At 67.1% G+C, this 13,732-nt stretch carries 17 protein-coding genes and 1 riboswitch; of the genes, 1 reads left to right on the top strand and 16 read right to left on the bottom strand.

Annotated features, from left to right (window positions below; all coding sequences use genetic code 11):
• Nucleotide 1: 1 nt before the first annotated feature.
• The 7 genes from trpA to hisI all read right to left on the bottom strand — a co-directional run bounded on the left by trpA (nt 2) and on the right by hisI (nt 6,090).
• Complete coding sequence (trpA, locus tag IWX62_RS12025; protein WP_196841658.1) at nt 2-802, bottom strand: tryptophan synthase subunit alpha; 801 nt, start codon at nt 800-802, stop codon at nt 2-4.
• On the bottom strand, nt 799-2,133 hold the full coding sequence (trpB, locus tag IWX62_RS12020; protein WP_196841657.1) for a tryptophan synthase subunit beta: 1,335 nt from the start codon (nt 2,131-2,133) through the stop codon (nt 799-801). The genes trpA and trpB overlap by 4 nt, the downstream gene beginning before the upstream one ends.
• A 44-nt stretch (nt 2,134-2,177) precedes the next feature.
• On the bottom strand, nt 2,178-3,002 hold the full coding sequence (gene trpC, locus IWX62_RS12015) for an indole-3-glycerol phosphate synthase TrpC (protein ID WP_196841656.1): 825 nt from the start codon (nt 3,000-3,002) through the stop codon (nt 2,178-2,180).
• A complete protein-coding gene (locus IWX62_RS12010) occupies nt 3,003-3,335 on the bottom strand; it encodes an HGxxPAAW family protein (RefSeq protein ID WP_196841655.1) in 333 nt (110 codons plus the stop codon). It lies immediately after the preceding gene.
• 75 nt (nt 3,336-3,410) lie between these two features.
• The gene (locus IWX62_RS12005) at nt 3,411-4,040 is read right to left on the bottom strand and encodes a Trp biosynthesis-associated membrane protein (protein ID WP_196841654.1); all 630 of its coding nucleotides are present in this window, start codon (nt 4,038-4,040) and stop codon (nt 3,411-3,413) included.
• Nucleotides 4,037-5,611 (bottom strand): anthranilate synthase component I, encoded by a 1,575-nt coding sequence (locus IWX62_RS12000; protein ID WP_196841653.1) that lies wholly within the window; start codon nt 5,609-5,611, stop codon nt 4,037-4,039. Before IWX62_RS12000 ends, IWX62_RS12005 begins: the two co-directional genes overlap by 4 nt.
• A 38-nt stretch (nt 5,612-5,649) precedes the next feature.
• A complete protein-coding gene (gene hisI, locus IWX62_RS11995; RefSeq protein ID WP_196841652.1) occupies nt 5,650-6,090 on the bottom strand; it encodes a phosphoribosyl-AMP cyclohydrolase in 441 nt (146 codons plus the stop codon).
• Between the two features lie 120 nt (nt 6,091-6,210).
• Between hisI and IWX62_RS11990 the strand changes: the two genes are divergently transcribed.
• A complete protein-coding gene (locus IWX62_RS11990) occupies nt 6,211-6,858 on the top strand; it encodes a TIGR03085 family metal-binding protein (RefSeq protein WP_196841708.1) in 648 nt (215 codons plus the stop codon).
• Nucleotides 6,859-7,127: 269 nt separating this feature from the next.
• On the opposite strand, the gene hisF is transcribed toward IWX62_RS11990, so the two are convergent.
• From hisF to pnuC, 9 genes are all read right to left on the bottom strand, one after another.
• A complete protein-coding gene (gene hisF, locus IWX62_RS11985; protein ID WP_196841651.1) occupies nt 7,128-7,898 on the bottom strand; it encodes an imidazole glycerol phosphate synthase subunit HisF in 771 nt (256 codons plus the stop codon).
• Between the two features lie 9 nt (nt 7,899-7,907).
• Nucleotides 7,908-8,750 (bottom strand): ATP phosphoribosyltransferase, encoded by an 843-nt coding sequence (gene hisG, locus IWX62_RS11980; protein ID WP_196841650.1) that lies wholly within the window; start codon nt 8,748-8,750, stop codon nt 7,908-7,910.
• Between the two features lie 68 nt (nt 8,751-8,818).
• Nucleotides 8,819-9,082 carry a phosphoribosyl-ATP diphosphatase gene (locus IWX62_RS11975; protein ID WP_196841649.1) on the bottom strand — a complete coding sequence of 88 codons (264 nt, stop codon included), beginning with the start codon at nt 9,080-9,082 and terminating at the stop codon, nt 8,819-8,821.
• A 63-nt stretch (nt 9,083-9,145) separates the two neighbouring features.
• Nucleotides 9,146-9,625, bottom strand: a complete 480-nt coding sequence (gene ribH, locus IWX62_RS11970; protein WP_196841648.1) for a 6,7-dimethyl-8-ribityllumazine synthase — start codon at nt 9,623-9,625, stop codon at nt 9,146-9,148.
• 46 nt (nt 9,626-9,671) lie between these two features.
• Nucleotides 9,672-10,304 carry a GTP cyclohydrolase II gene (ribA, locus tag IWX62_RS11965; protein WP_196841647.1) on the bottom strand — a complete coding sequence of 211 codons (633 nt, stop codon included), beginning with the start codon at nt 10,302-10,304 and terminating at the stop codon, nt 9,672-9,674.
• Nucleotides 10,301-10,960 (bottom strand): 3,4-dihydroxy-2-butanone-4-phosphate synthase, encoded by a 660-nt coding sequence (gene ribB / locus IWX62_RS11960; protein ID WP_196841646.1) that lies wholly within the window; start codon nt 10,958-10,960, stop codon nt 10,301-10,303. Before ribB ends, ribA begins: the two co-directional genes overlap by 4 nt.
• The gene (locus IWX62_RS11955; protein WP_196841645.1) at nt 10,957-11,667 is read right to left on the bottom strand and encodes a riboflavin synthase; all 711 of its coding nucleotides are present in this window, start codon (nt 11,665-11,667) and stop codon (nt 10,957-10,959) included. Before IWX62_RS11955 ends, ribB begins: the two co-directional genes overlap by 4 nt.
• Nucleotides 11,652-12,770, bottom strand: coding sequence for a bifunctional diaminohydroxyphosphoribosylaminopyrimidine deaminase/5-amino-6-(5-phosphoribosylamino)uracil reductase RibD (ribD, locus tag IWX62_RS11950; RefSeq protein WP_196841644.1), 1,119 nt, complete (start codon nt 12,768-12,770; stop codon nt 11,652-11,654). Before ribD ends, IWX62_RS11955 begins: the two co-directional genes overlap by 16 nt.
• A 5-nt stretch (nt 12,771-12,775) precedes the next feature.
• Complete coding sequence (pnuC, locus tag IWX62_RS11945; protein WP_196841643.1) at nt 12,776-13,459, bottom strand: nicotinamide riboside transporter PnuC; 684 nt, start codon at nt 13,457-13,459, stop codon at nt 12,776-12,778.
• 103 nt (nt 13,460-13,562) lie between these two features.
• Nucleotides 13,563-13,706: riboswitch (FMN riboswitch) on the bottom strand.
• Nucleotides 13,707-13,732 lie beyond the last annotated feature (26 nt).

Below are 13,732 nucleotides of genomic sequence, written 5' to 3'. Positions count from 1 at the left end.
GTTAGCTCTTTCCCGTTCCGCTGCTGAGGTCTTTGGTCAGTGCTGCGACGGCGGGGATGCCGCCGTCGCGGAGTGCGGCGACGAGGGCAGTACCCACGATCACGCCATCGGCGTAGGCGGCGATCTCCTTGACCTGTGCGGCGGTGGAGACCCCCAACCCCACACAGGCACGGTCTGCGCCCGCGCCGTGGGCGGCGTCGACGACGGCTCGCGCCGCCGAGCTGACAGCTGTCCGCGCCCCGGTGATCCCCATGATGGAGACGGCGTAGACGAAGCCGCGGCTCGCGTTGACGGTGCGTTCCATGCGTTCCGGGCTGGTGGATGGAGCCACCAGGAAGACCCGGTCCAGACCGAACTCGTCGGAGGCCGCGAGCCATTCGCTGGCCTCGTCAGGGATCAGGTCAGGCGTGATGAGGCCTGCTCCCCCGGCTTCGTGCAGGCGTCTGGCGAACTCGCGCACACCAAGTTGCATGACCGGGTTCCAGTACGTCATGACCAGGACAGCGGCATCGGTCTGGGCGGTGATGCCCGCTACGATGTCGAAGATCTTTTCGACCGTGAACCCGTTGTGGAGGGCCTGTACGGTCGCGTCCTGGATGACCTGGCCGTCCATCACAGGGTCGGAATAGGGGATCCCGATCTCGATCAGGTCCACGCCGTTCCGCGACATGGCAACTGCCGCGTCTATGGTGGTCTGGACGTCGGGGAAACCTGCGGGGAGGTATCCGATCAGGGCAGCCCGTCCGGCGTCGCGCGCCCCGTCGATCGCTGCCGCAGCCTTGCTGGTGGTCTGGGTGTTCACAGCTGTTCCCCGTCTTTCCCGATTTCGGCTTCGGCGCTGTCATCGGGCAGCAGGTCGAAGTATTCGGCGGCGGTCGCCACGTCCTTGTCCCCACGGCCGGAGAGGTTGATCAGGAGAGTCTTCTCTGCCGGGTCTCCGCCCTCGGCGGCGAGGCGCTGACCCACCTTGATGGCACCCGCGAGGGCGTGTGCGGTCTCGATGGCGGGGATGATTCCCTCGCTGCGGCACAGTACCCGGAACGCGTCCATTGCTTCGGCGTCGGTGATCGGTTCGTAGCTGACCCGGCCAATGTCCGCCAGGTGGGCGTGCTCGGGGCCGACACCCGGGTAGTCGAGTCCGGCCGAGATGGAGTGCGATTCGACGGTCTGTCCGTCGTCGTCCTGCATCAGGTACGACCGGGCGCCGTGCAGCACACCCGGGCGTCCGAGGGTAATGGTCGCGGCATGGCGGCCGGTCTCGACGCCTTCGCCGCCGGCTTCAAACCCGTAGAGGGCCACCCCGGGGTCGTCGAGGAAGCCGTGGAACATGCCGATCGCGTTGGATCCGCCGCCGATGCAGGCGCAGACGGCGTCGGGCAGCTTGCCAGTTTCGGCGAGCATCTGCTCGCGGGCCTCTTCGCCGATGACCTCGTGGAAGTACCTGACCATCGAGGGGAAGGGGTGCGCGCCGGCTGCGGTGCCCAGCAGGTAGTGGGTGGTGTCGACGTTGGCCACCCAGTCGCGGAGGGCCTCGTTGATGGCGTCCTTGAGGGTTTGCGACCCGCTCGTGACGGGAATGACCGTGGCGCCGAGCAGCTCCATTCGGGCCACGTTCAGGGCCTGGCGCCTGCAGTCCTCGGCTCCCATGTAGACGACGCACTCGAGACCCATCAGCGCCGCGGCGGTAGCACTGGCCACGCCGTGCTGACCGGCTCCGGTCTCGGCGATGACACGGGTTTTGCCCATCCGCTTGGCGAGCAGCGCCTGTCCCAGCACGTTGTTGATCTTGTGCGATCCGGTGTGGTTCAGGTCTTCCCGCTTAAGGAAGACCCGGACCCCACCGGCGTACTCGGCGAACCGCTTCGCCTCGGTGAGCAGGGAGGGCCGGCCCGCATAGGTCCGGTTCAGTTCGGTCACCTGGGCGGTGAACTCGGGGTCGGCCTTGGCCTTCTCGAAGGTGTCAGTGAGCTCATCGAGGGCAGCGATCAGAGATTCGGGCATCCACCGGCCGCCATATTCGCCGAAGTACGGTCCCGGCGCGTGGCGGAGGCTGGCGGTCGGGTTGAGGAAGGCCTCGGCGGTTCCGTCGGTGACCTCGGAGGGTGCGTTGGCTGCCAGTGGCGAATCAGTCATGAGCTTGCCTGTCCTGTTGTGGTGGTGGTGCAGCGTGCCGGTTGCTACGCGGTGGGCTGGTCCTGGAGTGCCAGTCGCGCGGTGCGGCCGGCGTCGAGGAACGCGGCGATGGTGTCTTCGGGGTTGTTGTGGCGGACCAAGGCTTCGCCCACCAGGATGGCGTCGGCGCCGTCGGAGGCGAAGCGGCCGACGTCGGCCACATCCCGCACGCCCGACTCGGCGACAATGAGTGTGCCCTCGGGAATCCCGGTGGCCAGGGGCCCAAACACCGACCGGTCGATGTCGAGTGTCTTGAGGTTTCGCACGTTGATTCCAATGATCCGCGCCCCCACGGCGACGGCCCGTTCCACCTCATCACGGGTGTGGGTTTCGACCAGGGCGTTCATGCCGAGCTCGTGGGTCAGGTCCAGGAAACGGCGAAGTTCGTCGTCGGTCAGCGCCGCGACGATGAGGAGGATCAGGTCGGCGCCGTGCGCACGGGCCTCCCAGATCTGGTATTCGTCGACAGTGAAATCCTTGCGCAGCACTGGCAGCTCCACGGCTGCCCGGACGGCGTCGAGGTCGGCGAGCGAACCGTCGAAGCGGCGCTGTTCGGTCAGGACGCTGACGACGGCGGCGCCACCCGTTTCGTAGCGGGCGGCCAGTGCCGCGGGGTCAACGATGTCGGCCAGTTGACCCTTGGAGGGGCTGCGACGCTTCACCTCGGCGATCAGCGTGATCCCCGAGCCGTTCCCGCTGAGGGCCGCGTGGGCGTCGCGGGGCGCGGGGGCGGCGCCAGCGTCGTCGCGCAGTTTCTCCAGCGGGAGGGCCGCAACGCGTGGCGCGAGGTCCTCCCGGACGCCGGCAATGATGTCGTCGAGAACGCTCACTTAGTCGTCTTTGTTCTTCAGCTTCGACCCGCCGACGCCGTAGCCGGCCCGCTTCATGACGAAACCGGCGGCGAGGCCGACCACCATCACGGCGATGCCGATCCAGAACAGGACGGTACCCGCGGCGAAGTTGCCCTCGGTGCTGGAGAAGACGTACGCGAAGGAGGACACGGCGGCGCCTGCCAGCATGATCAGGACACAGGTCCACGCGGCGGGGCTGTTGCCGTGGCCGATGGTCTCATCGTGCATCGAGGCGTGGTTTTCCCTCGAGTTTTCCGGGTGCTCTGTCCCAGTGGTCCGGGTGGATGCGTTAGCTGTGGCGTCTTTGGCCATGATGACTCTCCTTGAAACTGGTCTACTGTCCATTCTGCCATTAGTTCAGGGTGACCGTGGTCTGCCCTCACCGGCTCAGCTGGTGGGATCTTTACCCTTGGTGAGCTGGTCCCAGCTGTCGATCTCGTCCGAGTGTGCTGTGGTCTTGGGTGCCGTCGGATTCTCGGCGGCAACTTTTTCATAGCGGGAGGAACGGTTCCAGCTGCGGCCGGCGATCAGCATCCACACGGCCGTGCCGACGAGCAGCACTCCCGCTGCGGCCGCCAGCCAGGGGAACACGGTCAGCACGAGCTCCGCGCCGCTGCCGGTGCTCACGCCGATAGCCTCACCGATGGCTGGCGCTGCAGCTCCCGTGGGATCAGCCACCACGCGAATGCTGTTCCAGACGATCCCCACTCCGGCGATCAGCAGAATCGCGACCACCAGGACCCGGGCGATTCTCCCGGCGATGGAAACGGCCAACGCGGCCGCCAACGCGACGAGGGCAAAAGCGGTGACCGCTGTCGCGGCGTCGCTGCCCGGAATCTGCAGGTCGGGCGTCTGGACTGCGTCCTGCGGCAGGATCACGGTCAGCCATGTCTGGGTGGTGCTGGCGAACGCGGCAAGCGAGAACATGACGGTCGCGAGGATCACCGTGCCCTTCCGCTGCCACGCGGACGGGGCAGTCGGCCTGGTGCTGTCGGATGTCTCTGGTTCGGTGCTCATGGGACCTCCACCTCTTGAAGCTCGTCGGCTGCGGTGACGGTTCTGAGGCTCGACGCGATCAGGGCCGCCCGCAGGGGTGCCGCCGCCTTGTTGACTGTCTCCTGCGCTTCGTCCTCGAGGACCGAGTCCGCCACAATCCCGCCGCCGGCCTGCACATAGGCACGTCCGTCCCTCAGGAGGGCGGAACGGATCGCGATGGCCAGGTCCATGTCCCCGGCAAAGTCGAGATACCCGACCACACCGCCGTAGATTCCCCGGCGGTGGGGTTCCACTTCGTCGATCAGGCGCAGCGCCCGGGGTTTGGGTGCCCCGGACAGGGTGCCCGCGGGGAAGGTGGCGGCCAGGACATCGTAGGCGGTCTTGGTGGGGGCCAGGGAACCGACAACGGTCGAGACGAGGTGCATGATGTGGCTGAACCGCTCCACCTCCATGAACTGGGTGACGTCTACGGTGCCGGGGACGCACACCTTCGAAATGTCGTTGCGGGCCAGATCCACCAGCATGAGGTGCTCGGCGCGTTCCTTCTCGTCGGCCAGGAGTTCGTCGGCCAGGGCCCGGTCCTGGTCAAGGGTGTGCCCTCGAGGGCGGGATCCGGCGATCGGGTGGGTGATGACGTCCTTGCCGGTCACCGTGACCAGGGCCTCCGGGGAGGACCCGACAATCGAGTACTCGCGCCCGTCGGCGTCGGCGAGGCTGAACAGGTACATGTAGGGGCTGGGGTTGGTGTTGCGGAGCACCCGGTATACGTCGAGTGGTGACGCCTCACAGTCGAGTTCGAAGCGCCGCGAAATGACCACCTGAAAGACGTCGCCATCCACGATCGCCCGTTTGCCGCGTTCAATCGCGGCCAGATACTTGATCTTGTCCCAGCGTTCGTCGACGCGGGAGAGCAGATCCGCGGTGTCCACGGACCCTTGCTGCAGGACGGACACGGGCTGTTCGGCTGCCTCGCCCAGCTTGGTGAGCATCGCGCGGATCCGTTGCACGGCGTCGTGCCAGGCTTCGTCCACCCGGTCGTTGGACCCGTCGAAGTTGATGGCGTTGGCCACCAGGGTGAGGGTCCCCTCGGAGTTGTCATGGACTGCCATGTCCGTCACCAGGCACATCGCCAGCTCGGGCAGGAACAGATCGTCTTCGGGCGGGCTGGTCAGGCGCTCCCAATGACGGACCGATTCCCATCCGATGAACCCCACCAGCCCGGAGGTGAAGGGCGGGAGGTCATCGAAGCGGCGCGTGCCGAGCGCCTCGATGGTCTGGCGGAGGGCCTCGACCGGGCTGCCCGACGTCGGGACGCCGGCGGGCGGCTCGCCCAGCCAGTGTGCTTCGCCGTCGAGGCTGGTCAGGGTGGCCCGTGAGTGCGCGCCGATGAACGAGTAGCGCGACCAGACTCCACCAACCGCAGCCGATTCCATCAGGAACGTCCCGGGCTCGCCATTGGCCAGTTTCCGGTAGATGGCGATCGGCGTGTGCGCGTCAGCCAGGACCTTGAGGTGCACGGGGACCACCCGACGCTCCCGGGCGAGCTCACGGAACTCGGCAAGGCTGGGGCTGATGACTCCAAGTTCCTGCATAAAGGTGTGTGTTCTTTCGGGTGGCAGTGGGAAAGGCTCTAGTGGGGGGTGATCTGCGCGGGGTCCTCGCCGGCGCCCGGGTCCTGCCCGACGACGACGTCGAGGTCCCGGCCGACAAAGCAGGTCCGGGTGCCGGTGTGACAGGCAGCGCCAACCTGGTCGACGCGGATCAGGAGGGCGTCGCCGTCGCAATCAATGGCTGCCGACTTGACCCATTGGGTGTGGCCGGAGGTGTCGCCCTTGCGCCAGTAGGAGCCGCGGGACCGGGAGAAGAAGGTGACCCGTCCGGTGGTGAGCGTGCGGCGGATCGCTTCGTCATCCATCCAGCCGAGCATGAGGACTTCACCCGTGTCGTGCTGCTGGATCACTGCGGCAACCAGTCCGGCGGCGTCCCGTTTCAGGGCTGCAACGATCGCTGGATCGAGGGATTTCCCCTGGTGTGGATCGGGCGCTGGTGGGGTGTTGGTCTGTGATGGCATCGTCTACGATTCTATCGCGCTCACTGTCTACCCACTGACGCGGAACAGGAAGGCACCAGAGCGCGCTCTCCGGCGGTTCTCCCTGCCAATCAACTGTGGATCGTGCTAGTTTCAGCAGTGATGCAATATGTAGAGCCGTCCCGCGAAGTCTTGGCCGAAACGCTCCTCGCAGCTGGGCCTCACTCTCCCACGCTGTGCGATGGCTGGCAGACCAAAGAACTGGCTGCCCACCTATACCTGCGGGAACACCGGCCAGCTGTCAGCCTTGCCATGGTGATCAAACCCCTCGCGGCTGTATCGGACAAGTCGGTGCGCAAATTGGCGGCCAAGGCCGAGACTGCTGCTGGCTATCGGCGGCTCGTCGAGGACTTCCGTTCTGGCCACCCCTTTTACTCCCCGCTGAAGCGGTCAAAGTCGCTCGACGCCAGCGCCAACCTGATCGAGTATTTTGTCCATACCGAGGATGTCCGCCGCGCGCGGAGCCGGTGGGCGCCCCGGGCCCTCGATGAGGATTACTCGAACGCGCTCTGGGATGAACTGATCAAACGCGCCGCAATCCTGTACCGCGGCGTGGACCTGGGTATTGTGCTGGTCCGCTCCGACGGTCCCCGGCACGTAGCCAAACGGGCTCCCGTATCCGTGGCCATCAAGGGTGATCCTGGCGAGCTCCTCATGCACGCCCACGGCCGCACCCGCCACGCCCTCGTGACGTTCGAGGGCCAGCCCGACGCCGTCGCACTGCTGGACAGCGCCGAGGTAGGCCTCTAGGCGCCCACTTCACGAAGACCGCTACACCCGAACGGAACCCGCCGCCTCCGAATACTTTGCGCAGTTGTGGCGGGTGCAATGGCTAGCGAGGTGTCGCCGTCGCATACTTTGTGCACGTGTGGCGGGTTACGCGGGCTCACCCGCCACAACTGCACGAATGGTGGAGGTCACCCGCCACAGCTGCACTTAGGGTGCCAGCGTCGGGAAGCCCGCCGAACCAAGGTTCAGGCAGGAAGGCCTACAAGCCCACGAAGTCAGCAAAATCCCCGCTAGCGGACGGGGAAGCCGGCGTCGCTGATGGCCTTCTTTACCTGAGCGATGGCGTCGAGTGGCCCGAAGTGGAACACCGACGCCGCCAGCACCGCATCGGCGCCAGCGGCAACGGCCGGCGGAAAGTGTTCCGGCAAGCCGGCCCCGCCGGAGGCGATCAGCGGCACGCTGACGGCTGCCCGGACGGCGCGGATCATTTCCAGGTCGAACCCGGCTTTGGTCCCATCGGCGTCGATCGAGTTGAGTAGGATCTCGCCCACCCCACGGTCGGCTGCTTCACGGGCCCACTGCACGGCGTCGATCCCGGTTCCCTGCCGGCCCCCATGGGTGGTCACTTCGAAGCCCGACGGCGTCCCGCCGCCCGGGACGCGGCGCGCGTCGAGGGACAGCACGAGCACCTGCGAGCCGAAGTGGCTGGTGATCTCGTCGATGACCGTCGGCCGGCTGACTGCCGCCGTGTTAATGGACGCCTTGTCGGCGCCGAACCGCAACAGCTTGTCAACGTCGGCAATTCCGCGGACTCCCCCACCGACCGTCAAGGGGATGAAGACTTCCTCCGCGGTGCGGGCGACAACGTCGAACGTGGTGTCCCGGTTGCCCGAGGACGCGGTGACGTCAAGGAACGTGAGTTCGTCGGCGCCGGCCCGGTCGTACCGGTGGGCAAGCTCCACCGGATCACCTGCATCACGCAGGTCGGCGAAGTTGACCCCCTTGACCACGCGGCCGGCGTCAACGTCGAGACACGGGATGACCCGGATGGCTACACCCACGACGGCGGCCTAGACCCTGCAGGCGTGGATGGTGCTGACGAGGATGGCGCGGGCGCCGAGCTCGTACAGCTCGTCCATGATCCGGTTGGTCTGGTTGCGCAGCACCATGGACCGGACGGCCACCCAGTCCGAATCGCGGAGCGGGGATACCGTCGGTGACTCCAGGCCGGGCGTCAGCGCTGCGGCCTCGTCGACCAGGTCCTTGCGGATGTCGTAATCCATCAGCACGTACTGCCGCGCCACGAGCACACCCTGCAACCGGCGGATCAGGACATCGAGGCCCGCCGGAGCGTCACCGTTGCGGCCGATGAGTACCGCCTCACTGCGCAGGATCGGCTCACCGAAGATTTCCATCCCGGCGGCTTTGAGCGTGTTGCCGGTTTCGACGACGTCGGCGATAGCGTCAGCCACACCGAGCCGCACCGAAGATTCGACGGCGCCGTCAAGGCGCACCACGGTCGCCTTCACCCCGTGGTCTGCCAGGTACCGGCGCAGGAGACCGTCGTAGCTGGTGGCGAGGCGCTTACCTTCGAGCTGCGCGACGTCGGTGAAGTCACCCACCGGGCCGGCGAACCGGAAGGTGGAGGCACCGAACCCGAGCGTCAGGCGCTCCTCGGCGTCGACGTCGGCGTCAAGGAACAGGTCGCGGCCGGTGATCCCGACGTCGAGCGTTCCGGCTCCCACATAGACGGCGATATCGCGCGGGCGGAGGAAGAAGAATTCGACACCGTTATCGGGATCCTCGAGCACCAGCTCGCGGGTGTCGCGGCGCTGGCGGTAGCCGGCCTCGGCGAGCATGGCGGAGGCGGATTCGGACAGGGCGCCCTTGTTGGGGACTGCTACACGAAGCATGGGGGTTCTTTCGCTGAAGTTTTCGGGGGTCTGCTGCTGGTGGCACTCACATCCGGGTGGGACGGTGCCTAGAGATGCTTGTACACGTCGTCCAGCGTCAGACCCTTGGCGATCATCAGGACCTGCAGGTGGTAGAGCAGCTGGGAAATCTCCTCGGCGGTTGCCTCATCCGATTCATATTCGGCGGCCATCCACACCTCGGCGGCTTCCTCAACCACTTTCTTGCCGATACCGTGCACGCCTGAATCGAGTTCGGCGATGGTGCGCGACCCGTCGGGGCGCGCTACGGCTTTGGCGCTGAGTTCAGCGAAGAGTGTTTCGAAGCTTTTCACAGAGTCAACGTTACTGGGTTGGCGGCGCTGAACCTCATTCGGCGGGTTCCGTGTGACGTAGCTCTACCCCTGCCACGCCCCAAGCGCAGCGGCGGTGGTGAGGGCTGCGGCGACTGACTCGTAGCCCTTGTCTTCGCTGGACCCGGGCAGGCCGGCACGGTCCAGCCCCTGCTCCTCGGTGTCGCAGGTGAGGACACCGAACCCCACGGGCTTCCCCGTGCGGACGCTGACGTCGGTCAGCCCGGACGTCGCGGCCTGGCAGACATAGTCGAAGTGCGGGGTGCCGCCACGGATGACGACGCCGAGGGCCACCACCGCATCGAAGTGCGGTGCCAGCCGGGCGGCGGCGACGGGCAGCTCGAAGCTGCCGGGAACCCGGACCACCGTCGGCTCGATGCCCGCGTCGCGCGCCGCGCGCAGGGCGCCGTCGAGCAGTCCGTCCATGATTTCCGTGTGCCAGCTGGCGGCGATGACGGCGAGGCGCAGGTGCTGCACTCCGGCAAGGTGGCTGAGGTCGATGGGGGGTGCGCCGTGGCCGCTCATAGGGGTCTCTTTTCGGTGTGGTGATCGGGTGAACAGTGGTGTCGGGTTAGCTCTGCCGGATGCCGTGGTCTTCGAGCTGGGTGAGCTGATGGTTCAGCCGGTCCCGTTTGGTCTGCAGGTACCGCTGGTTCTCGGCCCGCGCTGGCACCACCGACGGCACCATGGCGGTGACCTCGATGCCGTGCTCACGCAGTTTGTCCCGCTTCTCCGGGTTGTTGCTGAGCAGCCGGATCACGCCCAGGTCCAGCTGGTGGAGGATCGCCGCTGCTGCCTGGTAGTCCCGGGAATCGACCGGCAGGCCGAGCTGTTCGTTGGCCTCGACGGTGTCGGCTCCGTCTTCCTGAAGGGCGTAGGCCCGCATCTTGTTTGCGAGCCCGATCCCCCTGCCTTCCTGCCCGCGCAGGTACAGCACGATGCCGCCCTGCTCGGAAACGAGTTGCAGTGCCTGCTCGAGCTGCTCTCCACAGTCGCATCGGAAGGAGGAGAACACATCCCCGGTCAGGCATTCGGAGTGCAACCGGACGAGTGGGGCCTCGGCCGCCACTGCCCTGCTGCCCGGCGAGGTCAGGCTCAGGTGCTCGACGCCGGTCAGCTCGTCGGTCCACGCCTGGGTGGTGAACTGCCCAAACGCGGTCGGCAGGGTGATCACCGGCCCGCCGGTCACGTTGGAGGTGGTCATCGTGGGTCCTTCACGGGTGTCGATAGGTAACTCAGCAGGTCTTTGATGGAAATCAGAGGCAGTCCGTGAGTGTCGGCGAAGTCCCTCAGCGCTGGCAGCCGCATCATGTGCCCCTCGTCGTGCACCAGCTCGGCGATCACCGCCGCCGGCTCAAGGCCGGCCAGGGTGCACAGCTCAAGGCCCGCCTCCGTATGGCCCGGACGTTCGCCCACCCCTCCGGGGGCGCCGCGGAGCGGGAACATGTGCCCCGGCCGGGTGAGGTGCGCCGCCGTCGTCGTCGGATCGGCGAGAAGCCGTGCGGTAACAGCCCGGTCGGCTGCGCTGATCCCCGTGCTGACGCCTTCGGCAGCGTCGCAGGAGACGGTGTAGGCGGTGCCTTTGGCGTCCTCGTTGACGGCGGTCATGGGCGGCAGGGCCAGCCGGTCGGCGACGGCGCCACTGATCGGCACGCACAGCACCCCCGAGGTGTACCTGACGGTCCAGCCCATCAGTTCCGGGGTGGAGAACTGGGCGGCGAAGATGATGTCCCCCTCGTTCTCGCGCCGCTCATCATCGACGACGACGACGGCGCGGCCCGCGGCGATCGCTGCGACCGCTGCGGGCACGGGGTCCAGATGGATGGGCCCTGCCACCGGTTCCGCGTGATGCGCGGTCATGGCTGCGGCTCCGCGATGGCTGGTGGCGACGCCGGTTTCTGAACTGCAGGCTTTTGGATGGGGATCGACTGGGTGTTCGGCGACTGCCAGGCCGGCAGCATGAAACTCATCAGCCGTTCAGCGTACTTGGCCAGGACGTCCATTTCCAGGTTCACCGAATCCCCGGTCCGCTTCAGGCCCAGGTTGGTTTCCTGCAGCGTGGTGGGAATCAGGCCCACCTCAAACCAGGGGTCGGGGGCGGAAACGGGGCTGACCGCACTGACGGTGAGCGACACGCCGTCGACAGTGATTGACCCTTTTTCTGCGGCGTAGCGGGCCAGCCGGGTCGGCAGGCCGAAGCGCAGCCGATGCCAGGCGCCCTGATTCTCCCGCTCCAGCAGGGTTCCGATGCCGTCCACGTGCCCCTGGACCACGTGTCCATCGAGCCGACCGGCCGCCGGGACGCAGCGCTCAAGGTTGACTGCGCTGCCGGGGACCAGGGACCCGGTGGTGGTCCGCAGCAGGGTCTCGCCCATCACATCGACGGCGATCCTGCCGCGGTCAATGCTGGTGGCAGTAAGGCAGACACCATTGACGGCGATTGATCCGCCCAGGCCCAGGTCCTGGCCCGTGGTGGGTGCGTTGAAGACCAGGACGGCGCTGGTTTGGTCGGCGGAGACATCCAGTGAGACAACGCTGCCCTGTTCGGCGACTATTCCTGTGAACATGTGGTGGGTCCTTTGCTGCTGGGTGTCGTCTGGGACGGGGTCTGATGACTGGCGGGTGCCGGACCGGCCGGTGCCGGGCTGAGGTGAAGGCGAACATCGCTGCCGCACTGCGTGACTGCGTCCCCGCCATGCGGGTCGAGGACCCAAATACTGGCATCTCCGAGCGAGGAAACCCCGATGGACTGGACGGCTGGAATCCCGGCGCCCAGCAGAATCGGCGCCTGGTAGATGAGCAGTTCATCGACCAGGCCCGCCGCCAGGAACGCGCTGGCAATGGTGGGACCGCCCTCGATCATCAGGTGGCCCACGCCGTCGCCGGCCAGGTGCTTGACCGCGTCCCACGGGTCGCGGGTGGTGAGCTGGAGGAATCGTCCGCTGCGGATTGCTGCGTCGTCCGGGACCTGGCGCAGCCCCATTGCCACACGCAGGGGCTGGTGTTCGGCATCGGATCCGTCAGGGTGCCGGGCCGACAGGCGGGGGTCGTCGGCGAACACCGTGCCGGTGCCGACCAGGACGGCGTCGGCCCGCCGCCTGATGGCGTGCCCGTCGGTGCGTGACTCGGGGCCGGTGATCCACTGGCTGGAGCCGTCCGCTGCTGCGACCCGGCCGTCGAGGGTCTGGGCGATCTTGAGGGTGACGAACGGGCGGTGCGAGCTGGTGGCATCCCGCCACCGGTGGTTCACGCGGTGAGCCTGGTCGGCCAGCAGCCCCCCGACGGTGTCCACGCCACGGTCCCGGAGCCAGCCGGCGCCACCGGCGGCCGGGCCGTGGACATCATCGGCGGCGTAGACCACGCGGGCGATCCCCGCGGCAGCGATCGCCTCGGTGCACGGCCCGGTGCGGCCAGCATGGCTGCAGGGTTCGAGGGTGCAGATCAGCGTGCAGCCGGTGAGGTCGGCGCGCCGGGTGGCGGCATCGGCGAGGGCGTCAACCTCCGCGTGCGGGGTGCCTGCACCCCGGTGGTAACCGGTGCCGATGATGGTCCCGCGCTCGTCGAGGACCGCCGATCCGACCAGAGGGTTGGCGCCACGGACCCCTCGGCCCGCCAAGGCGAGGGCGTGCCGCATCGCCTCGGTTTCGGCGTCGGACGCTGGCCGGTTCATGGCGCTCACCGGAGGGCGGGATCTGGGTGGAGGACGCCTTCGTGGGGCTTGCTGCGGTCGCGCGCCCGCGCCCAGACGAAGAAGCCGATCAGCGTGAAGATCCCGTAGAACAGGTACATGAAGGCTGACGCGTAGTAGCCGGCGCTGAAGAGCAGAGGGACCCCGACGACGTCGACTGCCACCCAGATGAGCCAGAACTCAACCCAGCCCTTGGCCATGCCGATGGTGGCCAGCAGGGAGCCGACGAAGGTCCAGGCGTCGGCCCAGACCGGTTCGTAGGAGCCAAGCATCCTGAAGAGGGGGGTAAGCGCCACAGTGCCGAGGATCATTCCCGCTACCAACCCGATCCGTGCCCGACGGGGTGCCCAGCGCGGCGTGATGGCGTGGCCGTCAGTCTGGGTGCTCGCCCGCCATTGGCCCCAGCCGTAGACGGCGACGGCGATGAACATGATTTGGCGGCCGGCCTGACCCAGGAGGTTGGCGGCGTCAGCCCCGCCGAAGAATGATCCAAGGAAGACGGTGAGGAGTAACAGGTTGCCGATGATGCCGACGGGCCAGGCCCACAGCTTCCGGCGCATCCCGCCAAGCGCGCTGAGGAGACCGAAAATGTTGCCGATCACCTCGCGGAGCAGCAGAGCGCTTCCGGCAACAGGGATCTGAGCGTCGAACAGCCACCTCAGAAAGTCCATGTCGTTCCCTTGTCTCGAGCGGTGCGCTCCGGGGGTAACGACAGGAACGGCCGGTGCCAGGTGTCGGCGCAAAGGCGCCAACAAACCAGCACAGCCAAAGCTGCACGCGCTTCTCCCATCCAGACTTTAACTGTCGGTCCCGGAATTTCACCGGCTCAACCGCCCATTCCAGCGCGGGTAGCGCTGGCACGGACGGGTCGCGGACTATAACCGCCGGTTCGGAATTACACCGACCCCGGAGCACGTTTGTGTGTATCAGTATTTCATAACCGA

This window comes from Arthrobacter sp. CAN_A1, from assembly GCF_015751665.1.
Classification (GTDB): Bacteria; Actinomycetota; Actinomycetes; order Actinomycetales; family Micrococcaceae; genus Arthrobacter_D.
Note: the sequence above shows the minus strand (reverse complement) of the source record. Positions and strands in the feature narration are given on the sequence as shown.